Origin of the sequence: Paraburkholderia sp. J10-1 (genome assembly GCF_905220165.1) — a bacterium.
Classification (GTDB): Bacteria; Pseudomonadota; Gammaproteobacteria; order Burkholderiales; family Burkholderiaceae; genus Paraburkholderia.
Window position 1 is genome coordinate 44,253 of record NZ_CAJMYW010000018.1, and the last position, 23,595, is coordinate 67,847.

Genomic DNA, 23,595 nt, shown 5'->3' on the forward strand with positions numbered 1-23,595 from the left:
AGGCCTTTAAGGCCGCCACCCCTCACCATCGGGGAACGTATATTTCTCGAGCGACTCCGGCTTCATTTCGATGCTGTAGCCAGGCCGCTGCGGCGGCATATACCGCCCATTGCGGATCACGACCGGATCGACAAAATGCTCATGCAAATGATCGACATACTCGAGCACCCGGTTCTCCAGCGAAGCCGAAACGCACAGATAGTCGAACAGCGAAATATGCTGCACGTACTCGCACAATCCCACTCCGCCCGCATGCGGGCACACTGGAATGCCGAACTTCGCCGCCATCAAAAGCACGACGATCACTTCGTTCAGTCCACCTAAGCGGCAGGCATCGACCTGGCAAAAATCGATCGCCTGCGCCTGCAGCAGTTGCTTGAACATCACGCGATTGTGACAATGCTCGCCCGTCGCGACCCCAATCGACCCCAAACGCCGGCGAATCTCCGCGTGGCCGAGAATATCGTCGGGGCTCGTCGGCTCCTCGATCCACCACGGGTCGAATTCCGCGAGACGCCGCATGTTCGCCACGGCTTCGTCCACGTCCCACACCTGGTTGGCGTCCATCATCAGCTTCAGGTTCTCGCCGATTTCCTCGCGCAGGATGCGTGCGCGCCGGACGTCTTCGTCGAGATTGCCGCCCACTTTCTGCTTGAAATGCGTCCAGCCCAGCGCGACGCCTTCGCGCGCGAGGCGGCGAATCTTGTCGTCGTCGTAGCCTAGCCAGCCCGCCGAGGTGGTATAGGCAGGGTAGCCCTGTGCGAGCATTTCCGCTTCGCGCGCGCCCTTCGTCTTCGCGTGACGGTGCAAAATGGCTAACGCTTCGTAAGGCGTGATCGCATCGGTCACATAGCGAAAATCGAGGCACCGCACGAGTTCCTCGGGGCTCATGTCGGCGAGCAGTTTCCAGACCGGCTTGCCAACCGATTTGGCCCACAGATCCCATACCGCATTGACGACCGCCGCCGTAGCGAGATGGATCGCGCCCTTGTCCGGGCCGATCCAGCGTAATTGGCTATCCGAAGTAAATGCGCGCCAGAATGCGCCCATATTCGCGGTGATGTCTTCGAGCCGCTTGCCGACAATCAGAGGCGCGAGCGCGTTCACGGCTGTCACGCAAATTTCATTGCCGCGGCCGATGGTGAACGTGAGGCCGTGCCCGGTGAATTTGTCAGGAGAATCGGTTTCGAGCGTGACGTAGGTGGCGGAGTAGTCCGGCGCGGCGTTCATGGCGTCGGAACCGTCGAGCGAGCGCGAAGTGGGAAAGCGGATGTCGCGAACGGAAAGCTTGCTGATCGTGGTCATTCGAACTCCCTATGGAAGGGACGGCTTTCGGGTAGGGGAAAACCAGGCGTTTGCACGCGTTGACAACGCTGAATCTGCTACCTAGCATGCTAGCATGTCTTCTCAAAATCAAGCGCGCCGTGAACTCTTCATCCGAAGTGGCGAGTGTCGCCGGCAATCCTTATGTCGCACTGCAAAAGATCAGGGGCGGCGAGCGCGGCAGTCTGACTGACGCGGTCGAGCAGGCGCTCAGAGAAGCGATTGTGACGCTCGCGCTGGAACCCGGAATGATGATCGACAAGATGGCGGTCTGCGAACGCATGGGCGTGTCGCGCTTTCCGGTTTCCGCCGCGCTGGCGAAGCTCGCGCACGCGGGGCTCGTCGAAGTTTTGCCGCAGCGCGGCACGCGCGTGAAGCCGATCGCGCTCGACGATATTCGCCAGCATCTGTTCATTCGCAGCGCGCTCGAAGTCGAAACGGTGCGCGGCGTCGCGCGCATGAAGAATAGCGCCACGATCGACGCACTGGCCGCCAATCTCGACGAGCAGCGCAAGGTCGCGGGAAACGGTCAGCGACTCGTGTTTCATGAGCTCGATCTCGCGTTTCATGAAATCCTGCTCGACGCGGTGAACCTGCCGCGCGTGAAGGAGATCGTCGCGGTGTCGCGCAACGCGCTCGATCGCGCAAGGCAATTGTTGGCGAGCCCGGAGCGTCTCGCTCATACGCTCGACGAACACGAACGGATTTTCGAGGCCATTCGCGCCGGCCGTGCTGACGCGGCGGCGAAAGCCATGCACGACCATCTCGATCAGGTGATCGAGGAGTTGCGCCGGTCGGCGAAAGCACGGCCGGATCTCTTTGCGCCATAAGCACCTTAAGTACCTGCGTACCCTAAGCAGCCTGGCCTTACGTCAAGCAACGACCGTACTTCAACCACCTTCGTGCAGCGCCGGAAGCTTCGCCGCGCACGGAATCAAGGGGCCCCGGTAATGTGTCTGGCTTTTCTTTGCGGATTTGCGCCATGACGCCGCTCATTTCCGTTAGCAAGCTGAGCAAGAGCTTTCCTGGCGTGAGAGCGCTGCACGAAGTGCAATTCGAGCTCATGGCGGGCGAAGTGCACGCGTTGATGGGCGAGAACGGCGCGGGCAAGTCGACCTTGATGAAGATTCTCGCGGGCGTCTATACGCGCGACTCGGGCGACATTCTCTACGATGGCCAGCATGTCGCGTTTGCAAGCCCGCGCGAGGCGCAGGCTGTGGGCGTCGGCATCATTCATCAGGAACTCCAGCTGATGAATCATTTGACCGTCGCGCAGAACATGTTCATTGGCCGCGAGCCGCGCGGCCGTCTTGGGCTCTTTCTCGACGAAGACAAACTCAATGCGCAGGCGCATGCGATTCTCGCGCGCATGCACGTGCAGCTCGACCCGCGCACCGTGGTCGGCTCGCTCACCGTCGCGAGCCAGCAGATGGTCGAGATCGCCAAGGCGCTGTCGTACGATTCGCGCGTGCTCATCATGGACGAGCCGACTTCCGCGCTCAACGACGCGGAAATCGCCGAGCTTTTCCGCATCATTCGCCAGTTGAAAGAGCGGGGCGTGGGAGTCGTCTACATCTCGCACAAGATGGATGAGCTCAAGCAGATTGCCGATCGCGTCACCGTGCTGCGCGACGGCGAATACGTGGCCACTGTCGGCGCCGCCGATACGAGCGTGCAGGCCATCATCGGCATGATGGTCGGCAGAACGCTCGCCGACGTCGCGCCGTATCAGGGGCCGGCGCAGCAGGGCGAAGTCGCGCTCGAAGTGAAGCATTTGAACGCGGGCCCGCTCGTGAAGGACGTGAGTTTCACGTTGCGCAAAGGCGAAATACTCGGGTTTGCGGGACTCATGGGCGCGGGCCGAACCGAAGTCGCGCGGGCGGTGTTCGGTGCGGACCCGGTCGAATCCGGCGAGATCTTCGTGAAAGGCGCAAAGGCGTCGATCAAAACGCCGAGCGACGCGGTCGCGCACAGCATCGGGTATCTCTCCGAGGACCGCAAGCGCTTTGGCCTTGCGACCGGCATGGACGTCGAATCGAACATCGTGATGTCCAATCTCGGCAAATTTCTCTCGCTGAATCTGTTTTTACGCCGCATGCAGATACGCAAGACGGCGGCGCATTTCATCAGCCTCCTCGCCATTCGCACGCCTTCCCCTACGCAGCCGGTGCGCCTGCTCTCGGGCGGCAACCAGCAGAAGATCGTCATTGCGAAGTGGCTGGAGCGCAACTGCGATGTGCTGTTCTTCGACGAGCCCACGCGCGGCATCGACGTTGGCGCGAAAAGCGAGATCTACAAACTGTTGCGCGCGCTCGCGGAACAAGGCAAGGCGATTGTGATGATCTCGTCGGAACTCCCGGAAATCCTGCGCATGAGCGACCGGATCGTAGTGATGTGCGAAGGCCGTATCACTGGCGAACTCTCCGCCAGCGAGGCGAGCCAGGAGCGCATCATGCATCTCGCGACCCAGCGCGAAACCTTGCAAGCGGCATGAGCCTCAAGAGGTCGAATCCATGACTATGCAATCGGATACTGCAGCACTGGCGGATCAGAAACGGTCGGCCGGTTTAAAGGCGCGCATTTTCTCGCCTACCGCGCTGCAGAAAATGCTCGCGTTCGCCAGCTTGATCCTGCTGCTGATCTTTTTCAGCTTCGCTTCGCCTGCATTCATGCAGATGGACAATATCCTCGGCATTCTGCAGGCAACGGCTGTGAACGGCGTGCTCGCCATTGCCAGCACGTTCGTCATCATCACGGGCGGCATCGATTTGTCCGTTGGCACGTTGATGACGTTTACGGCCGTGATTTGCGGCGTATTCCTGACCTATTGGCATTTGCCGATGTGGATCGGCGTGCTCGCCGCAATCGTAACGGGCGCGCTGTGCGGAACCATTTCGGGCACGCTCACGGCGAAGATGAAAATCCCGCCGTTCATCGCCACGCTGGGCATGATGCTGCTGCTCAAGGGACTCTCGCTCGTGGTCTCGTCGGACAAGCCCATCTATTTCACCGACACCGAAAACTTCTACATGATTTCGCAGGACTCGCTGATCGGCTATTTCCTGCCCAGCGTGCCCGTGCCGAACGCGGTGCTGATTCTGTTCGTGCTCGCGATTGCGAGTTCGATCACGCTGAACCGCACGGCGCTTGGCCGCTATACGTTCGCGCTCGGCAGCAATGAAGAGGCCGTGCGACTTTCGGGCGTGAATGTCGATCGCTGGAAGATCGCGATCTATGGTCTTGGCGGCGCGATTTGCGGCATTGCAGGACTGTTGATCGCCTCGCGTCTGAACTCTGCACAGCCGGCGCTCGGCCAGGGTTACGAGCTGGAGGCTATCGCGGCGGTCGTGATCGGCGGTACGTCGCTGAGCGGCGGGTCGGGCACGATACTCGGCACCATCATCGGCGCGTTCATCATGAGCGTGCTGACGAACGGCCTGCGCATCATGTCGGTCGCGCAGGAATGGCAGATCGTGGTAACGGGGCTCATCATCATTCTCGCGGTGTATGCGGATATCTTGCGGCGCAAGAAGCGTTGAAAGAGGAGACGGAAGAAGCACGGAAAGAACGGGGAGTAAAACAAGACTCCCTCAACGGCTGGAGGTCTATGGCCCACCTTAGGAGGAGAAACGTCATGTTGAAAAGAAAACTCATCAGTGCCGTAATCGGAGTGGGCGCGCTCGTGGGCGCGTCGAGCCTGACCTATGCTGAGGAACCCTACATTCCGATTATTTCGAAAGGCTTCCAGCATCAGTTCTGGCAAGCCGTGAAGTCCGGCGCGGAACAGTCGGCGAAGGCGAACAACGTCCGGATCACGTTCGAAGGCCCTGAAACCGAGGCCATGGTCGACAAGCAGATCGACATGCTCTCTGCCGCGCTCGCCAAGAAACCGCAGGCGCTCGGCATTGCCGCGCTCGACAGCAAGGCCGCCGTTCCGCTGCTAAAACGCGCGCAGTCCAGCAAGATCCCCGTGATCGCGTTCGACTCCGGCGTCGACAGCGATATTCCGCTGACGACCTGCGCCACGGATAACCTCGCCGCCGCCGCGCTCGCCGCCGACAAAATGGCGGAGATGATCGGCAACGCAGGCGAAGTCGGCGTGATCGTGCATGACCAGACGAGCCGCACGGGTATCGACCGGCGCGACGGCTTCCTCAACGAGATGAAGACGAAGCACCCGGGCATCAAGATCGTTTCCGTGCAGTACGGCGCGGGGGACCACCTGAAGTCGGCGGAAATCGCCAAGGCCATGATTCAGGCTAACCCGAACCTCAAGGGCATTTTCGGCGCCAATGAGGGCTCGGCGGAAGGCGCGGCGATTGGCGTGAAGGAGTCGGGCAAGAAACTGGTGCTGATCGGCTTCGACTCGGGCAAGGAGCAAAAGGAAGCGATCATGTCCGGCCTGATGGCGGGCGCGATCACGCAGAACCCGGTCGGTATCGGCAAGTGTGTGGTCGATTCTGCGGCGAAGGCGTTGAAGGGCGAAACGCTGCCGAAGAAAATCGACACGGGCTTTTACTGGTACGACAAAACCAATATGAGCGACCCGAAGATCGCTGCAGTGCTTTACGACTGATTGGTTTGGGTCGAGCGCAAAACGAGAGGAAGAGCTGCGGCTCTTCCTCTTTGTTTTGGGAGTCTGCGGCGCACGTCAGACCCACTGCCGGCGTTCGATCATCCGCTGCCGCGATGACCCCTCTCGAAGGTACAGCGGCCATTGCCTTATTGCCGTGGTCGGTGGACCGTCCGGGCGACCTTCAGCCCCTACTTACCGTCACTCCCCAGTGATTCGCTTGCATGTGGGGACTTTACCCAGGCCGTTTGGAGTGCATGCCGACTCCCTTTCCTATCCGTCCAGGCAAAGAATGACATGGCAGTCGCCGAGCGAGAGTGCCGGGAGGTGCCATGCCCGCCACGGGTTCGCGGCAGGACCGGGTTCCCATCGTCGAGCGACTTTCCTCTAGATTTTCAGCTTCGTCGTCAGTTCGCTGAGGGATCACATCATGAACAAGCTCACTGCCACCATTCTTGCCAGCTGCGTGTCGTTCGCCGCTGCGGGCGCCTTCGCTGCTGATAGTGCGTCAACCGACGCGAATTCCGAAGACGCGACGAGTCAGGAGACCACCGCAAAGAGTGCAACGGAATCAGACGCGATGAGTGTCGACAGCATGGCCAAAGACGGGATGAAAGAAGATGCGATAGACCATGGCGGCATGGCCGAAGATGGAACCAAGAATCCCGAGGTGAAGTGAACTCCTTCCAGGCGTTCGCTCCTGGCCGACTACTGGCCTACGCGAACGCCCGAAGCCGACCCGTTTCGGCCATTGCGCATTCGCAGCAGCAACGCCTGCTTTCAGGACTACTGCGTCCGATCCAGGTATCGCTCGTGTTGAACGAAGTCGGTACAGATTTGCCTTGACAAGGCCACGAATAAATTGGCCGATAAAATCCTTGCGCATCGCGGATCAAGTGAGAATTGACGACCGCCTCACCTTGTCCCGGTTTTCAGCGACGGCGCGTTGGAAGAAGCCCCGCCGAAGGGGCACTCAAAATCAGTTCGTCGCGGTGGCAGGTTTCGTTTCTGACTTCACGTCAGCTTTGACGTCCTGCTTGATTCCAGCTTTCTCTGAATCCGATTTGCCGAACAGCATCGTTATGAGGTCGGGATAATCGAAAGCCGAACCGTTCGCGGTGTCGATAGCCGCGCCGACAATGCCGCCGAAGAGAATGTTACCGAACGCTGAACCTTTGACGGATGATTTCACGGTGCTTGTCGCGGGTTCAAGGCCATCCTTCTTGCAAGTGACATTCAGTGCGTCGGCGGAACGATGAACCGTCACGGTCCCCGGCGTAGTCAGGAACCACGTGCCTTTATCGTTTTTCAGTTCGCACGTTGCGCCAGTCACGGTATCCGCGCCTTTATGCGCATCGACAGAAAGAGTTTGCTGCGTCCCACCAACAATCGATGCACAGCCGGACATCAGGACGGTCGCGCCAGCAATAGCAGTTATGATTATTCTCTTCATACTTCGGTCTCCTACACATACAGAATAAACAGGTTGGCCTCTACGGCCATTTATAAAATGGTGCCACGCGGCACAGTGACCAACCGCTGAAGCGAACCCATTTACATCTTGTTACAAAAACAGAATGCGGGTGGAACTGTAGGGGATCACGTAACCCGCGTTTTATCTTTTTACGACAATTTTTTCGTATTTCATGCCACTAGGCGTAAACGCCAAGGCGTGCAACCGAGCGCAGGGAAGGGTGGACATGAGCGACTTCCTGCGCAAGCACAAGGGCGCATTGCCAGGTGAAGTACGGCGAGACGGCCATCAAAACGCTCATGGTGCGCCAGTCCGGTCAGGTCTACGAACGGGACCTCGGGCCGGGCAGCGCCACGAAAGCGGAGGCGACAAAGACGTTCGGCCCGGGGCCAGGCTGGAGCAAGGTGCCTGATCGCGATAGCGAGTCATCCGTTCGCATGCGGTGCGCAAATTGTGCGAGCGTTGCTTCATCGCCGACTAACGTCCAACGTGGTCGGCCGTAGCCAACTCTGAACCGCCTTTCAGACCGGCGCACGCCAATGACCTGACTGCCAGTCCCAAACAAGTCGAACTTCTCTCGACGCGCTCCACATCCCGGCCGTGGTAGCCATGACGAGTCGGACATCTGGATCATCTATTCTTGAGAGAGGCCCGACTCTTCATGGCCGGTCGTAGTCCGACTTGAGTTGCGGATCCCGGACAGGCCAATTCGGACCCATCGTCGGGAGGGAGGGTGCAATGGTCGAAGAGCACGTTGCTGCCGTCAGCGCCAGCGGGGCGGCGACCGCCAGAGGCTGGCGTGCGATTTTGGCGCCGGCTCAATGGCTGACGAACTACAAACTGCGGTGGCTTTCTTCCGATCTCGTAGCCGGGGTGACGCTTGCTGCCTACGGCATTCCTGTCTCGCTAGCCTACGCGACGCTCGCTGGATTGCCGGCTCAATACGGCATATATGGCTATCTGGTGGGGGGGATCTTCTACGCGCTGTTCGGTTCGTCGCGCCAGCTGGCGATTGGACCCACTTCGGCAATCTCGATGCTCGTCGGCGTGACGGTCGTGGACATGGCCGGCGGCGATGCCGAACGGTTCGCGTCCATTGCCGCATTGACGGCGGTACTGATCGCCGCCATGTGCCTGCTGGGGTGGCTCCTGCGGCTCAGTTCGCTTGTGAACTTCATCAGCGAAACGATACTGCTTGGCTTCAAGGCCGGAGCCGCGCTGACGATCTCACTGACTCAATTGCCAAAGCTGTTTGGTGTCAAAGGGGGCGGTGAGCAGTTCTATGAGCGTGTCGCGATTCTGGTTGGGCAGCTTCCTGGCACCCATCTTGTCGTGCTTGCGTTCGGGCTTGGCGCGCTGGCCCTGCTGATGCTCGGCGAAAAATACTTGCCTGGGCGCCCGGTCGCCTTGTTCGTGGTGGCGCTCTCCATCGTGCTGCTGTCGGTGACGCCACTGGGCAGCATGGGGTTCACGGTCGTCGGAAATTTGCCGCGCGGATTGCCCGGTTTTCATTTCCCGCCGCTCAGGGTCCGTGACGTCGATGGCATCGTTCCGCTTGCGTTCGCGTGTCTGCTGTTGTCGTACGTGGAGAGCGTATCGGCGGCACGCGCTATCGCGCAGAAGCACGGATATGAAATCGACCCGCGTCAGGAGCTATTGGCGCTCGGCGCGGCGAATCTCGCCGTAGGCGTCTTTCATGGGTACCCGGTGGCGGGTGGTTTGTCGCAGTCCTCCGTGAACGACAAGGCCGGCGCGAAGACCCCGCTGGCGCTAGTGTTCGCGTCGATTGCTATCGGCCTGTGCCTGATGTTCCTCACAGGTTTGCTGGTCAACCTGCCCAACGTTGTTCTGGCGGCCGTCGTGTTGGTGGCGGTCAAGGGCCTCGTTGACATTCGCGAATTGCGCCACGTCTGGTACGCCAGCCGCTACGAGTTTATGGTGTCGATGGTCGCCTTCATTGCCGTATTGCTGCTGGGCATTCTCAAAGGGGTGATCTTCGCGGTACTCGCGTCGATGCTATTGCTCATCCGGCGCGCAGCACATCCGCACGTGGCGGTGCTCGGACGCATTCCAGGAACACACCGATACTCGGATATCGAGCGTCATCCCGACAATGAGCGGATACCTGGTGTTCTCATTTTCCGAGTTGAGGCTTCGCTGGTTTACTTCAACACGGACCATGTACGGGCAGCGGTACGGGAGACAATCCGGGCGGCAACGGGCGCGGTCGAGCTGGTGATAGTCGATCTGTCCAATTCTCCGGCGGTTGATATCGCCGGAGCCCGGATGCTCGCTACCCTGCATGCTGAGCTCTCCGAAGCGGGAGGGATCCTGCGGATCGTTGCCGCTCATGGCAGCGTGCGCGATATGCTTCGCGCGGAAGGACTGGAGCAGCAGGTTGACGATATCGGCCGCCGCGTTTCGGTGGATGACCTGATTGGGACGTATATGCACGAACTCGACATCAAGACCGCGGTGGCGGACCCGGTTGGGAAAAAAATGAATTGATTCGGGTGCGGCGGATCAAGGCTAATCTGAAGCATGTATCACCTGGAAACCGGGTTGAACGACTGCTCGTTGGGCCGGAGAGACATTTGAATGGCAAAGCCCCAGTGTTGATGAACGGCCGGAACTGGCCGACTGTACGCGCGCGCCAACTTCGCCGTAAGCCGCCACTCGACAACATTCGCCGTCCACCAACGGCTGCGAGTATCGGCCGCAGGACGGTTTGAGAAGCAATAGCTGACCGACCTTGGCTCGTACAAATTCGTCGATGCCTACACAAGCGCCAGGATGGGGGCCGAGCCTTTCGCCCGCGCGCCACAGGTGCCTGACTTCGCTTTCCAGTGACGGGAGGCGGGGCGTTGCGGAACTGCATCGTTGCGTCGAGGTACCGTCAATCACGCGATACTCCCTGTACGCCCCGCGACGGATTCGCACCCCAGCAAAGCCTGTCATTTCCTTGACTCCCGCTGCTCCCGTCCTATCTTTCGTGAAAGGCCCGCGCTGCCTGCGCTGCACAAGAGCAACAACAAGGAGCCCGCGATGGAAATCAATATCAGGATGCTGAAGGATCTCGTCGAGGCTATTGGTGCGGCGGGTGACGCGATCACCAAAATCGCCGATGGCATCAAACATGTAGTGGTCACGGTTGTGGAGGGGTGCTTGGACGCAATTGATTGTGGGGGAGATCAAGATGTTGCTTGCCGTCATTGTCTACGCGGTAATCGGATTTCGAATTGCGTACGTAATTCTCGTTCGCGACACGCGATCCAGTCGTGCCGAGATGGCGAGGGTGTATCAAGCAGCTGAAGGAACCGAATGGGAACAATTGCGCCGGCGGGTGTTGATGACGGCATTGGACGTCGTCGCAGCGCTGTGTCAGGGCCTGGTTTGGCCTTTGCATATTGCGGTCCTGACGTGGGAGAAATTCAGCCTCCCTTCCGAAGGACGCTTCATAGCCACGAAGAACTACCATTCAATCTCGTGGCTCGTTGAACCGTTTGTATTCTTTCTCATTTTCGCTTCGCTCATCTTGCTGCGGCCGCGCGCACTCCCGCCTGATTTCGCTACCCTTGCGCTAGCAACCGCGCTCCTGCTTTACGCGACCCTTTTCCAGATTAAGTTGCTACTCTCGCTAAAGGCCGCGACGAATCAGCTCATGAGGTCAAGGTGGGATCCCAGAGTCGTCGTTCCGCTAATCGCGCTGATACAAGTTGCCACGCTCTCGATAGCTTACGCAGGTTTCGACCACGATACGCAATCGATGTTCGAAGCCGTAACGAACTCCGGGCATAAGTTAGTCTCTCCTGGGAGTTTGCTTGACATCGTTCGTGAGTGGCCCAGTGGTTTCACCAAAGAGGCCATGATTGCAGCGTCGGGTGTCCTTCTCGCGGCGTCAATTCTCGGATTGGCGAAGAAATGCTGGACCTTGCTACGTTCTGACCAAGACATTGTCGACCTCGCGACAAGCGAACTTTTCATGCATCGCTTCAAAGAAGCTGAAGGGCTACTGGAACGCGTAAAAGTCAGAACCGCTGAGTCCGAGTTGCGCTGTGCTCTAGCGTTCCTTGGATTGGGGAATGTTGCGAAGGCCGTCGAATGTGCCACGGTGGGCCGCTCCATGGAAAGGGGGCACCCGGTACCAACAGTTGAAGGTGGCGCGTTTCTTCTATCGCTCGCAACGGAATTCAGGATGTCGTGGGTCGCGACGGAACGCCTGCTTAATTTCTGCGTGGAAACACCGCCTTCAAACTATGCAGTCTACGACGCGCTTTGCTTTCTCAGCGACTCAGAGTACGCCGACCTTGTTGAAGAGGGATTGCGCGCGAGGATGAACGACGGAGGAGAATATCGCGTCGCGGTATCGTGGTTTTTATCGCATCGTGAGAAGTTTTCGCAAGCATATGCTATTGCTTCGGATATCGATTGCCGGTCAGTGCATTCCGTGACCGCAGCAGCGATTACGTTGTACTTGATTATTCAGGCCGGCACGTTGTCGCCTCTTGACGTAACGAACACGGTTTCCATCAGCTTTCAACCGCATGAGGCATTTGACTATCTTTCTGGCCTTCACCTGAAAGCGCTGCAGACGGTGTGTGAATGCTGGGACTCACTGGATGAACTTCGATTCTACGTGTTGTTGACTGGGGAACTCACGAGCGTAGGAAATCTGGTTCAGGCCGACAAGCGCTTTGATGCTGCTGCACTTCACGCCAGACTTGAGGAGATGTATCGGCTCAAGGCTCCCGCCTCCGCTAGTGATGCTTTTGCCTTGGCTAAACGCGCTGCGGACGCTGCGAGCCATTGACGCGGACCGTGAATGGTCCCGATCTGACGCTCGTGCGCAGAGTTAACTTGTAGATGACGCTACATACAACTAGCCTCATCTACATGAACCCTCAGCAAACCTGCTGCGCGAGCTTTCCGCAGCCAGTGAAAAGGGCAGCAATACGAGGGGGCGCCCATGAGCACGACGACGGCGCACGTGCCCGGATACACGCGTGGCCAGATGGCGCTTTACATGTTGAAGCGGCGTGCGTCAACCCGCTGTGCAGCGTCATCAACTGGGATAACGCTGCAATGAGACTTCAGGCGGCAATGCTGTCGCGCGCGCAGGCCTGAAGCACGCGGGCAGGATGCCCGCGCGTGGTGTAACGTCGAGACGACAACCCGGGTACTGCCATGACTCCAGCCAGGGCGCCACTTTCGATCCGGCTCCGGCCTGCGGGCGTGGACCGGGGTGCATGGCTGCTGCTTGCGGCAAGGAGCTTGCGCGGGATCTGTGACGGTTTCGTCGCCGTGCTGCTGCCAGCGTATCTTCTGTCGCTTGGCTTCGGGAAGCTCACGGTGGGCCTGATCGGCACTTCCACGCTTTTGGGCTCGGCCGTTGCGACGATTGTGGTCGGCCTGCTAGGTAGCCGTTATCCGCAACGCGCGCTGCTGCTTTTCGCTGCCGCCCTGATGGCAGCAACCGGTCTTGCGTTTGGATTCCTGTCGTCACTATGGCCGTTGCTCGTGGTCGCGTTCGTCGGCACGCTCAATCCGAGTTCGGGTGACGTCAGCCTGTTCCTGCCGCTTGAGCACGCACGGCTCGCCGAGTCCGCGACTGGCGACGCCCGGACTGCGCTTTTCGCCCGCTACAGCCTCGTGGGCGGGCTGTCGGCTGCACTGGGCGCGCTGCTCTCCGGGCTCCCGGAGTGGATGGCGGCGCATTCCAGGGTTTCCGCGCTCCTCGCCATGCGCGGGATGTTCATCCTCTACGCGATAACGGGCATCGCTGTATTTCTGCTATACCTCCGCCTGCCGAAGCGTCAGGCACACACGGCGGCGGTCCGGGCGCCGCTCGGGCCGTCACGCGGGATCGTCACACGCCTCGCGCTGCTGTTCAGCATCGACGCGTTTGCAGGTGGGCTGCTCGTGAACTCACTGCTGACGCTGTGGCTTATCCAGCGCTTTGGTCTGTCTCTCGCCCACGCTGGGCAGTTCTTTTTCTGGTCGGGGCTGCTCAGTGCCGGCTCGCAACTGGCGGCTGCGCCGATTGCCCGCCGGATCGGCCTGCTCAACACAATGGTGTTCACCCACATTCCCTCGAGCGTGTGCCTGATCGCTGCCGCCTTCACGCATTCGCTGCCGCTGACCCTCGTGTTGCTGCTGGTACGCAGTGCGCTGTCGCAACTCGATGTGCCGACCCGCAGTGCTTACGTGATGGCCGTCGTGACGCCAGCCGAACGACCGGCCGCGGCAAGCTTCACGGCAGTGCCGCGTAGCCTCGCGGCGGCTATCGCGCCAACGATCGCCGGCGGGCTGCTCGGCGCCGGCTGGCTCGGCGCACCACTCATAGCGTGCGGCACGCTCAAGATTGCCTACGATCTCGCGGTGCTCGCAGTTTTCCGTCATATCAGGCCGGACGGAGGATCATCGTGATCGGCGGGCACGCGGGTCATCGCCTCGTTGCGCCGCTCATCAGCATGTTGTTCGCGGCCGCGATTGCAGCCGGAAGCTGCGCCGGCCGTATTGCGCATGGTGCGGATGGCGCGGATGACGCGGCGAGCGGCAACCTGCCACTGCAGCACATCGAGGATGTGCCGCTGCCAGGGCGCGCGTCACGATTCGATTATGAAAGCTACGACCCCGGCAGGCATCTGCTGTTCATCGCGCATCTGGGAGACAGCGAAGTCGTCGTATTTGACACACTCGCATCGCGCGTCGTCGGGCGTATTCCCGGCATCTCCGCCGTGCACGGCGTGTTGGCGGTTCCCGAACTGTCCCGCGTGTTCGCTTCGGCGACCGGCACGAACGAGATTGTCGCGATCGACGAGCGCACACTGAAGATCGCCGCACGGGCGCCCGGTGGCGTCTATCCGGACGGCATGGCGTACGCGCCCGATACGCGCAGACTCTTCGTATCCGATGAGACAGGAGAAACGGAGACGGTGATCGATGTCCCGGGCAACCGCCGTATTGCGACGATTCCGCTCGACGGTGAAGTGGGCAATTCGCAATACGACCCGGTCTCCCGGCACATCTTCGTCAACGTACAGACACGTCGCCAACTGGTGGAGATAGACCCGGCCAGCAACACGGTTGTTGCGCGTATTGAGCTCCCGGGCGCGAAAGGCAATCACGGACTGCTGCTCATTCCGGAATCACGCCTCGCACTGATCGCCTGTGAGGACAACGATCGCCTGCTTGTGCTCGACATGCGCACGATGAAGGTTGTCGAGGCGTACGACGTCGGCGGCGATCCGGATGTGCTGGCGTTCGATCCCGTATTGCACGTGGCATACGTGGCCGGCGAGGCGGGCGTCGTGTCAATGTTCCGTGTGGGCGCGACCCGCGTGACGAGGATCGGCGACGGCAGGGTCGGCCCGAACGCACATGTTGTGACTGTCGATGCGCAGACGCATCGGTCCTGGTATCCGCTGAAGGACGTCGACGGGCATCCTGTGCTGCGCATCATGGCGCCCCGATGAGCTTCGGTGTCTCACGTCGTTGAACACGACGTTGCCCAATCTTTTCCAACTGGCCGATTCGGGCCGACTACCGCCTGCCCGCAACCGATCTCCCCGCAAATCCACGAAGAACCTTAAAAAAGACCGCGCTCGGCGAGATTGGCGTAAAGCGCCCGCACACCGAACGTCCACGGTTCGATTTCCGTGCAGAGCCGCACGGTGTTGACGATGCCGCCAAGCGGCGGCGCACTGATCGTGACGCGGTCGCCAAGGTGATGGGTGAAGCCGCCGCCGGGCGCGTCGCGGTCCTTGATCGGCGAGAACATCGTGCCGAGGAACAGCATGAAACCGTCCGGGTACTGATGGTGCCGGCCCCACGCCTGCGAAACGAGATCGAGCGGATCGCGGCTGATTTCCTGCATATGACTCACGCCTTCGAGCAGAAAGCCGTCGTCCGCACCTTCCACGCGCAGCGAGACGCTGGTGGCGCGAACCGAGTCGAGCGTGAACGTTTCGTCGAATAAACGAATGAACGGCCCAATGGCGCACGAGCCGTTGTTGTCCTTGCATTTGCCGAGCAGCAGAGCGGAGCGGCCTTCGATATCGCGCAGATTGACGTCGTTGCCGAGCGTCGCCCCGACCACCTCGCCGCGGCTGTTCACCGCGAGCACGATTTCGGGTTCGGGGTTATTCCACGCAGAGGCGGGATGCAGGCCAATATCGGCGCCAAAGCCTACGGCAGACATTGGCTGGGACTTCGAGAACACCTCGGCATCCGGGCCGATACCGACTTCCATGTATTGCGACCACGCGCCGCGGCGCTGAAGCGCTTCCTTCAGTTTGATCGCGGCCGCGGAGCCGGGCTTGATCTTCGAAAGATCGGCGCCGATCAGCTTCGTGATTTCCGCGCGCACGTCCTGCGCTTTGGCAGGATCGCCGCCGGCCTGTTCCTCGATAACGCGCTCCAGAAGACTCACGGCGAACGTCACACCGCAAGCCTTGATGGCCTGCAGGTCACACGGCGCGAGCAGCGAAGGGCGATCGTCGGGGCGATCGCCCGCGAGGCTGTGTTCGAGCAAGGCATCAACCGTGCCGAGCGGCTCGCCGGGCGTATGCCGCACGACATCGAGCAGATCGTCGTACTCGAACAAGTCGGCCGTGGTGGGGGCAATCTGCGAAATATCGAAGACCATGCCGCCGCGCACGACGACGACGCAGGGGCCGTCGCCCTCTGGTGTGGGCCGCCAGACGCGGCCGACGAGTAGCGCATTGTCGAGATCGTGCGGAAGATAAGCGGATGTTGAGGACATGGCAGGCGTTCCGGAGTGAGAGTGGCGACACGCATCGTAGGGCGGATGAGCGTGCGCGTCCAAACGAACGCCTCATTATCCAACAGGATGGACGAGCGAGCCGGCGCCCTCGAATCGGCTGAACGGCGGCTCGCGTTGCGCGTTAGAACAGGTGCTTGATACCCGCAGACACCGCAACCTGATTCGACGTTGTCGAGGGCGACAGGTAGCCGATGTCCGCGACCGCTTGGCGGCCCCACGAGTCCACGCCGCTTGCGTGCTGGTACGCGGCCGTTGCGTACAGTTCGGTGGCCTTCGAGAGCGAGTAGCCGGCGCCCAGGTTCCACTGCTCATAGCGCGCGCCGCCACTGCCGTTCAGGTTGCCGCCATTCGTGTAATCGAACGACGTGCCCACGCGCAGGAACGGCGTGACCTGATAACGCACGCTCGCGCCCACCGTGCTGAACGAGGCCATGCCGTGGTAGTTCTGCGTGTTGAGCGAGGCCGTAGCGCCGAGATCGCGGTATTGCGTGTTGGACCAGGCGAGGCCCAGGATGGCCGAGCCGATGGTCCAGGTCGAGGCCACGGCGACCGTTTGCTGCGTGCGCGCGGAGGCGAATCCCGAGATGGACGGATTCGATGCCGGGCTCGTGGCGGAACCGGCCGAGCCGAGATTGTTGCCCGTGGCGCTCGCGTTCGCATTCGTGCCATAGAGCGAGTTGTTCGGATTGCGCGCGTTGATGATCGACGCGGCGATCGCAACGCTCGGTCCGGTATAGCTGAAGCCCGTGGACCAGTACTGGTTCTGCGTGAAGTTGCCGGCAATCCCGCCCAGGCTGTATAACGCGCCAAACCGGAATCCACCAAAGGAGTCCGAACTGTATTTGATCGCGTTATTGATGCGGTGCGTGAAGTTGAGGTTGTCGTAGTCGGCCGGATGGATCGCGAGATTGCCGAAGTACCACGCATAGAGCAGCGGGGACACGTAATCCACCGCGGCGTCGGACTGACGCCCAAGCGATGCGGTGCCGTAGTTCGGCGCGGTGAGCCCGACCCATGCCTGACGGCCGAACAGGGTGCCGCCCTGGCCGAGCGTGCCATTGCTCACGCTAAAGCCGCTTTCGAGCACGAACAACGTCTTCACGCTGCCGCCCAGATCTTCGGTGCCTTTCAGGCCCCAGCGGCTCGAACTCGGGCCCGAGGTGCCGCTGTCGAACTGGGCGACCTGGCCGCCCCCGGTGGGTTTGCCACCGGCGGCCGTTGCCGCTGTTTGAACGTTGTTCGTGTACGTCACGTTGCCCGTGACGATACCGTAGAGCGTCACGCTGCTCTGAGCGTAGGCTGCGGCGGGTGATAGTGCGATGGTAGTGAGCGCGAGAAGTGTTCTTTTCATGGTTGGGGTCTTGTTTTAAAACGTGGTCGAGACTAGACAGCGGCAATCTGGAATGCGTTAGTGCGGGAAGTAATCGGGCAGGCGATAGCCTTTGTAGGCCTCATTGCGCAGGATCGCGGCACGGAACTCTTCCGACCGATAGGCCGCGACGATATCGGCGGTCTCCGGTGAGTTGCGGTTCGCCGATTTGACGACCACCTGATTCACGTAAGGCGAGCGCATTTGCTCGAGCGCCAGCGCCTCGGTCAAACGGTGCCCGCTGGAAATGGCGAAGTTGCCCTGGATCGCCGCGAAATCGACGTCCTCGAGGGCGCGCGGCGCCTGTGCGGTTTCGAGCGGGACGATACGGATGCCAGCAGGATTGGCGACCACGTCACGCTCGGAGACATCGACAGGATTGGGATTCTCGCGAATGCGGATCCAGCCGATCGACTGGAGAATCTTGAGCGCGCGTTCGAGGTTGACGGGGTCGTTCGGCACGGCGACCGTTGCGCCGGCTTTCACCTCGGAGAGCGAACGATGGCGGGTCGAGTAGAGGCCCATAGGCGGTGTCGGCACTTGTACGACGCCGACGAGATCGGTGCCGTTCCGGTCGTTGTATGCCTTCAGATAGACGTTGTGCTGCATCACGTCCGCCGCGATCTCGCCGTGCCAAACCGCCTGATTTGCTTCGAGACCGGTGCTGAAGTTGACATACTGAACGGTGTAACCCTTGCGTTTGAGCTGCGGCTCGACGCCTTCGCGGAATTCGTCGGCGTATGGGCCGGGCACGAAGCCGACGCGCAACACGTGAGCGGCATTGTCGGCAGCGTGCACAACCGGCAATTGCAGCGCAAACAGTGCGATAGTGGAAAATACTATTTGGATAACTAATTTATTTATCACGATGAAGGCCCTCGCGGTCTGGGAAGGCCGATTATGGTTGTGAGCCTTTGGGGCGGCCAATATTAAATCGAGATTTACATATCGACTGGTGACATAGAACGCAAAGCAATACGGTTATCTGCGGCGAGAATTAGAAACGCAGGATTTGATGGTTTTCGCTGCGCCGCGCGGCTTATAACATCGGCTTCTTCCTTATTCACTGTCGACCTCACGTCGAGACAACCGGGCATGAACGCACGCCGTCACTTCATTCGCATCTCAGCGGGAGCCGCTGCGCTCGCCGCGTTGCCCATGCTCAGCGCGGGACCCGCGCGCGCGGCCAGCGCAGCGCGTACGCTGCGCGTAGGTAATCAGAAAGGTTATCTGAGTCTTCTGAAAGGACGTGGAACCCTCGAGAAGCGGCTCGCTCCGCTTGGTGTCTCCGTCACGTGGACAGAGTTCGACGCAGGCCCGGTGCAACTCGAAGCGCTCAACGTGGGTTCGATCGACTTTGGCGACGTGGGCGAGGCGCCCCCCATCTTCGCGCAGGCAGCGGGTGCGCCGCTCGCCTACGTCGCGGCCACGGTGCCGCGCCCGCAGTCGGAAGCGGTGCTGGTGCCTCACGCTTCAGCGATACGCAGTGTGGCGGATCTCAGGGGAAAGACGATTGCGCTCAATCGCGGCAGCAACGTCCACTATTTTCTCGTGAAGCTGCTGCAAGCGCACAGCATCCAGTATGGCGACGTGAAAGTCGTGTTCCTTGCGCCCGCCGACGCGCGCGCGGCGTTCGAGCGCGGTTCCATCGATGCGTGGGTGATCTGGGACCCGTTCCTCGCCGCCGCGCAAAAAACCCTCGACACGCGCATTCTCGCCGACGCGAGCGGCGTGGTCGGCAACCGCGCCTACTACTTCTCGTCGCTCAGCTACGCGAAGCAGAACCCCGATGTCATCAAAATTCTCATCGACGAATTGAGCCAGATCGACCAATGGGGGCAGGCTAACCGGGCCGCGCTCGCCACCCAGCTCGCGCAGTTGTGGGGTCTGCCGAACGATGCGGCTAGCGAGGCAATCGCACGCGTGCAGTTCGGCACAGGCCCTATCACGAAAGCCATTCTTGCGGAGCAGCAGCAGATCGCCGATGCGTTCTTCGACCTGAAGCTGATTCCAAAACGCGTGAACGTGCTGGAAGCGGCTGCGCCGGGCATCGTCTAGCGCTCGGCACAACGTATCCACCCCGGCCGCAACTCGCGCGACGGGGTTTTCTCACACGCCCAGCGCGCGGCGCGCGGCCATGCTCCGCAGCAAACTATTGGACGGCGCGTGAATACGCGCGCACTGCACATTGCGGTGATGGCGTTCGAGCGGATTGTGCCGCGCAATCCCATGGTTGCCCGCGAGTTCAAGCGCGATCTCAACGGCCTGAATGGCGTTGTCGACCACGTCGTGCTTGACGAGGGCGGACAGCTCGGCGGGCGCGGTGCCTGCGTCGATCGCCTCGGCATGCGTGCGCAGCAGCCAGTCGTTGCTAGCCAGCCGCATCTCGATGCGCCCCACGTTTTCCTGCACGATGGGAACGGTGGCCAGCGCCGCGCCCCCGAGCGCGGCCGGTTTGCGCTCACTGAGGAAGGCGAGCAGCCAGTCGCGGGCCGCGCGCGCCGCGCCGTCATAGACGGTGCCGACGAGACTGAAGTACCACGCCGTGGCATGCGGATCGCGCAGCACGCCGAGATGGGCCGGCCGCAAGCCGACAACATCGTCAACGGGAATCGCCACGTCCGTGAACACCACGTCGTGACTCGCGCTCGCCCGCATGCCGAGCGGGTCCCAGGTCTCCACGATGCGCACGCCCGCCGCCTCGCGGGGCACGAGGAAATGGCCGAGGCGCGGCTCGGGCTCGTCCGTGCGTGCGAGCACGTTGATCCACGCGAGCAAGGGTGCGCCCGTCACATAGAGCTTATGGCCCGTGATGCGCCACGTGCCGCCTTCTCGGCGCGCGAGCGTCTCGGGCAGGCCGCCATGCGAGGGCGAACCGAGCGCCGGCTCGACCTGGGCCGCGTTGACGAGCGCGCGGCCTTCCACGCTCGCACGCGTGAGGCGTCGCGCGAGCGCTGCGGGCCAGTGGCCCGTGTTCTCGCGCGCGTCGTGCGCGATCATGGCGTGCTGACTGTAGTGCATCGAGAGAATGAGCGCCACCGACGGGTCGCCATAGGCCACTTCGGCGACTATGGCGCGCGCTAGCGCGAGCCCGGCGCCGAAGCCGCCGTCGCGGCGCGCGATATTCGCGCGAAGCAGGCCCGCTTCGCGCAACGCGCGGAACTGCTCGAGCGGCGGGGTGGCGTCGCGGTCATGCTCGTCGGCCACGGCGGCAAACGCGCGGCCCAGCAGCGCCGCGCGCTCGATCAACGCGGCCGCCTGATCGTCGTCGCGCGCGAGCGTGGCGTCTGGCGTGAATGCGTTCACGGTGCACTCCCTGTGCGTTTAACGTTCGCTGCCCGGCGCACGCGGGTCGGGTGCAGCGCCATGGCGCACGATGCGGCCGAAGAACGGGTGGCCCGGGTCATTGAATCCCGGTGTCGACGGATGGCCGCTCGCCACGAGCGAATCGACGAATGCTTCGTCATCCTCATCGAGACGGTACTGCAACGCGGGCAGATAATCGCGCCATTGCGCCTCCGTGCGCGGCCCCGCAATCGCCGAGGTGATATAGCGGCTATTAAGCACCCACGCCAGCGCGAATTGCGCAGCGCTGAGCTTGCGTGCGTGCGCATGCGCCTCTACACGCCGCGCGAGTTCGATCGTCTCCGCTCGCCATTCAGTCTCGTTCAGGCGGCGGTCTTGGCGTCCCGCGCGCGTGTCGGCGCCGGGCTGGGCGCCGGGTTCGTACTTGCCGGTCAGCACGCCGCGCGCGAGCGGGCTGTACGAAATCACGCCTAGTCCATAGTGCCACGCGGCGCTCAACTGCTCCGCCTCGACCTGGCGATTGGCGAGGTTGTAGAGGGGCTGGCTCGCGACGGGCCGCGGCACGCCCAGCAAATCGGCTACACGGCTGAACTCGGCAATACGCCATGCGCGATGATTCGACAGACCGTAGTGACGCAGCTTGCCGGCCGCGATCAGGTCGCCCAGCGCGCGTACCGTCTCCTCGACAGGGGTGTGGTGGTCCTCGCGATGCAGATACACGAGGTCCAGGTAATCGGTACCGAGGCGGGCCAGGCTCGCTTCGACCGCGCGGATCACGTGCTTGCGCGACGCGCCGGCTGCGTTGATGTCGCGGCTGCCGCTGCCGGGCGAGAAGTCGAACGGGTTGCCGAACTTCGTGGCGAGCACCCAGCGGTCGCGCTGCCGTGCAATATGGCGGCCAACCACGCGCTCCGATTCACCCTGGTGATAGACGTCGGCAGTATCGATCGAATTCACGCCTTGTTCCTGCGCGGCGCCGATGATGCGTTCGGCCGTGGCGTCGTCGGTCTGTCCGCCGAACATCATCGTGCCCAGCGTGAGCGTGGAGATTTTCAGGCCGCTATGGCCAAGTTGCCGGTATTCCATGGATTTTCCTTTGTTCATGCAATCAGTGCGACGTGAGCGCGCTTACCGCGAAAGCCAGACATCGGCAAAACTCGCGGCCGTGCCGTCGGGTGAAATGGAGTGGTCGTGCACGCGCTTCGAGGCAAGCGTCACCCACTGCGGCGAGACGAGATTCAGATCCGGCAGATCGCGCTCCAGAATACGCTGGATTTGCGCGAACTGCTGCTTGCGCTTTGTTTCATCGCTTTCTCGCGCGGCTTGTGCAAAGAGGCTGTCGATTTGCGGGTTGCTGTAGTGCGAGCCGTTCGTGAACGGCACGCCGGGGCGGAAATTGTCGGTCGTATACAAGCGCGCCACGCCGACCACCGGATCGAACAGATTGCTCATGCCGTTCACGGTGAAATCGAACTGCCGGTCGGTATAAACGCGCTTCAAATAGGCGGCAAGATCCTGATTGCGGATCGTCACGGCGATTCCCACCCGCGCGAGCGCCGACTTGATGTACTCGCCCGTGCGCGCGGGCAGGTCGCCAATCGGCAGCGGGTCGAGCGTGAGCGCGAAGCGCGTGCCGTCCGCCTTGCGCGGATAACCGGCCTCGTCGAGCAGACGGTTCGCGCGCGCCACGTCGAACGGGTAGGGCGTGGGCGCCGCGTCGTAGTAGCGGTTCGACGGCATCAGCGGGCTCGCGGTGGGCGTGGCGTAGCCGTAGTAGATGACCTTGCGGATGACTTCGCGATCGATCGCCGAGGCAATCGCCTGACGCACTTTCAATTGCCCGAGCACGGGATTGTCGAGATTGAACTCGATACGCGCCACGCCCGCCTGAAATTCGTAGCCGCGTGTTTCGATACCGAGCTTCGGGTTGGCCTTGAGGCGATCGAGGTCGGCGAGCGGAACAGGCGTATCGCCGGCGAGATCGACCGAGCCGTCCTCGAACGCCACTGCACGCGCGGCGGGATCGGCGATGATCTTCACGATGATGCGGTCCAGATACGGCTTGCCTGCGTTCCAGTAATCGTCGTTGCGCGCATATTCGATGTAGCTGCCGCGCACCCATTTGACGAAGCGAAACGGACCGGTGCCAATGGGCGCATTATTGGCCGGATTGGCGAGCACGTCCTTGCCCTCGTAAATGTGCTTCGGCAGGATCGGCGTTTCCGAGGCCGAGAACGCGCGAATCAGCCACGGTGTCGGTTCGCTGAGCGTCAGCACGACCGTATAGGGGTCGGGTGTGGCGATCGCGGTGACGTTCGCGAAGGTGGTGCGCGCGCGCGGATGCACCTTGCGCAGCGAGTCGATCGACCACGCAACGTCGGCCGAAGTGAACGGCGCGCCGTCGTGCCATTTCACGCCGTGCCGCAGGTGAAACACATAGCGGCGGCCGCCATCCTCGATCTCCCATGAAGTGGCGAGCAGCGGCTTCGGCTTCAAATCGAAGTCGTAGTCGAGCAACCCTTCAACCACTTTCGGGCTGACCTTGAGGACATTCACGGCCGTCGTGGCGACATCCACGAGCGCCGTTGGCTCCGGCATCACCACGAAATTGAGCGTGCCGCCGCGTGTTTGAGCGTGCGCGGCGACGTGCGCGATGACGCTCGCCATGACCAGAACCAGCAGAACGATACGACGTGCCGACGTGCGCAGGAGGAGAGGAATCATCGATTAGGCAAAAAGGCGATCAGAAAGTTGGGAGCGCAAAG

The 23,595-nt window shown here is 61.5% G+C and carries 19 protein-coding genes and 1 pseudogene; 11 read left to right on the forward strand and 9 right to left on the reverse strand.

The annotated features are described in order from the left end of the window. Positions 1–6: 6 nt before the first annotated feature. Positions 7–1,305 (reverse strand): L-fuconate dehydratase, encoded by a 1,299-nt coding sequence (locus U5A65_RS34210; protein WP_321915769.1) that lies wholly within the window; start codon positions 1,303–1,305, stop codon positions 7–9. Between the two features lie 86 nt (positions 1,306–1,391). Between U5A65_RS34210 and U5A65_RS34215 the strand changes: the two genes are divergently transcribed. From U5A65_RS34215 to U5A65_RS34235, 5 genes are all read left to right on the forward strand, one after another. After that, positions 1,392–2,153, forward strand: coding sequence for a GntR family transcriptional regulator (locus U5A65_RS34215; RefSeq protein ID WP_321915770.1), 762 nt, complete (start codon positions 1,392–1,394; stop codon positions 2,151–2,153). A gap of 152 nt (positions 2,154–2,305) precedes the next feature. Next, the gene (locus tag U5A65_RS34220) at positions 2,306–3,817 is read left to right on the forward strand and encodes a sugar ABC transporter ATP-binding protein (protein ID WP_321915771.1); all 1,512 of its coding nucleotides are present in this window, start codon (positions 2,306–2,308) and stop codon (positions 3,815–3,817) included. A 19-nt stretch (positions 3,818–3,836) separates the two neighbouring features. Continuing rightward, entirely contained in the window at positions 3,837–4,862 is a 1,026-nt protein-coding gene (locus U5A65_RS34225) for an ABC transporter permease (RefSeq protein ID WP_321915772.1), read from the forward strand. Positions 4,863–4,957: 95 nt separating this feature from the next. Continuing rightward, complete coding sequence (locus U5A65_RS34230; RefSeq protein WP_233885521.1) at positions 4,958–5,899, forward strand: ABC transporter substrate-binding protein; 942 nt, start codon at positions 4,958–4,960, stop codon at positions 5,897–5,899. A gap of 427 nt (positions 5,900–6,326) precedes the next feature. Further along, positions 6,327–6,575, forward strand: coding sequence for a pentapeptide MXKDX repeat protein (locus U5A65_RS34235; RefSeq protein ID WP_321939560.1), 249 nt, complete (start codon positions 6,327–6,329; stop codon positions 6,573–6,575). Between the two features lie 300 nt (positions 6,576–6,875). On the opposite strand, the gene U5A65_RS34240 is transcribed toward U5A65_RS34235, so the two are convergent. Beyond that, positions 6,876–7,349 (reverse strand): hypothetical protein, encoded by a 474-nt coding sequence (locus tag U5A65_RS34240; protein ID WP_321915774.1) that lies wholly within the window; start codon positions 7,347–7,349, stop codon positions 6,876–6,878. 287 nt (positions 7,350–7,636) lie between these two features. On the opposite strand from U5A65_RS34240, the pseudogene U5A65_RS34245 reads away from it, so the two are divergent. Continuing rightward, positions 7,637–7,777 (forward strand): annotated as a pseudogene (locus U5A65_RS34245) (DUF2950 family protein); the annotation flags it as partial. Positions 7,778–8,108: 331 nt separating this feature from the next. Beyond that, positions 8,109–9,878 carry a sulfate permease gene (locus U5A65_RS34250; RefSeq protein ID WP_321949057.1) on the forward strand — a complete coding sequence of 590 codons (1,770 nt, stop codon included), beginning with the start codon at positions 8,109–8,111 and terminating at the stop codon, positions 9,876–9,878. A gap of 21 nt (positions 9,879–9,899) precedes the next feature. Here U5A65_RS34250 and U5A65_RS34255 read toward each other — a convergent pair whose 3' ends face one another. Next, entirely contained in the window at positions 9,900–10,508 is a 609-nt protein-coding gene (locus U5A65_RS34255; RefSeq protein ID WP_321949058.1) for a hypothetical protein, read from the reverse strand. 58 nt (positions 10,509–10,566) lie between these two features. Between U5A65_RS34255 and U5A65_RS34260 the strand changes: the two genes are divergently transcribed. The 3 genes from U5A65_RS34260 (at position 10,567) to U5A65_RS34270 (ending at position 14,845) form a co-directional block, all read left to right on the forward strand. Next, entirely contained in the window at positions 10,567–12,180 is a 1,614-nt protein-coding gene (locus U5A65_RS34260; protein ID WP_321949059.1) for a hypothetical protein, read from the forward strand. A 374-nt stretch (positions 12,181–12,554) separates the two neighbouring features. After that, complete coding sequence (locus tag U5A65_RS34265; protein WP_321949060.1) at positions 12,555–13,796, forward strand: MFS transporter; 1,242 nt, start codon at positions 12,555–12,557, stop codon at positions 13,794–13,796. A gap of 44 nt (positions 13,797–13,840) precedes the next feature. Further along, positions 13,841–14,845 carry a YncE family protein gene (locus U5A65_RS34270; RefSeq protein ID WP_321949061.1) on the forward strand — a complete coding sequence of 335 codons (1,005 nt, stop codon included), beginning with the start codon at positions 13,841–13,843 and terminating at the stop codon, positions 14,843–14,845. A 113-nt stretch (positions 14,846–14,958) separates the two neighbouring features. On the opposite strand, the gene U5A65_RS34275 is transcribed toward U5A65_RS34270, so the two are convergent. From U5A65_RS34275 to U5A65_RS34285, 3 genes are all read right to left on the reverse strand, one after another. Further along, a complete protein-coding gene (locus U5A65_RS34275) occupies positions 14,959–16,134 on the reverse strand; it encodes a fumarylacetoacetate hydrolase family protein (RefSeq protein ID WP_321915780.1) in 1,176 nt (391 codons plus the stop codon). A gap of 142 nt (positions 16,135–16,276) precedes the next feature. Beyond that, complete coding sequence (locus U5A65_RS34280) at positions 16,277–17,506, reverse strand: porin (RefSeq protein WP_321949062.1); 1,230 nt, start codon at positions 17,504–17,506, stop codon at positions 16,277–16,279. A 57-nt stretch (positions 17,507–17,563) separates the two neighbouring features. Then, positions 17,564–18,373 carry a MetQ/NlpA family ABC transporter substrate-binding protein gene (locus U5A65_RS34285; RefSeq protein ID WP_415766147.1) on the reverse strand — a complete coding sequence of 270 codons (810 nt, stop codon included), beginning with the start codon at positions 18,371–18,373 and terminating at the stop codon, positions 17,564–17,566. Positions 18,374–18,619: 246 nt separating this feature from the next. Here U5A65_RS34285 and U5A65_RS34290 point away from each other — a divergent pair, with 246 nt between their 5' ends. After that, the gene (locus tag U5A65_RS34290; RefSeq protein WP_321949063.1) at positions 18,620–19,582 is read left to right on the forward strand and encodes a sulfonate ABC transporter substrate-binding protein; all 963 of its coding nucleotides are present in this window, start codon (positions 18,620–18,622) and stop codon (positions 19,580–19,582) included. A gap of 51 nt (positions 19,583–19,633) precedes the next feature. On the opposite strand, the gene U5A65_RS34295 is transcribed toward U5A65_RS34290, so the two are convergent. The 3 genes from U5A65_RS34295 to U5A65_RS34305 are packed head-to-tail and all read right to left on the reverse strand — an operon-like array spanning position 19,634 to position 23,497. Then, positions 19,634–20,830, reverse strand: a complete 1,197-nt coding sequence (locus U5A65_RS34295; protein ID WP_321949064.1) for an acyl-CoA dehydrogenase family protein — start codon at positions 20,828–20,830, stop codon at positions 19,634–19,636. Positions 20,831–20,848: 18 nt separating this feature from the next. Next, positions 20,849–21,916, reverse strand: a complete 1,068-nt coding sequence (locus tag U5A65_RS34300) for an aldo/keto reductase (RefSeq protein WP_321949065.1) — start codon at positions 21,914–21,916, stop codon at positions 20,849–20,851. Positions 21,917–21,958: 42 nt separating this feature from the next. Beyond that, the gene (locus U5A65_RS34305; protein ID WP_321949066.1) at positions 21,959–23,497 is read right to left on the reverse strand and encodes an ABC transporter substrate-binding protein; all 1,539 of its coding nucleotides are present in this window, start codon (positions 23,495–23,497) and stop codon (positions 21,959–21,961) included. Positions 23,498–23,595: the final 98 nt, after the last annotated feature.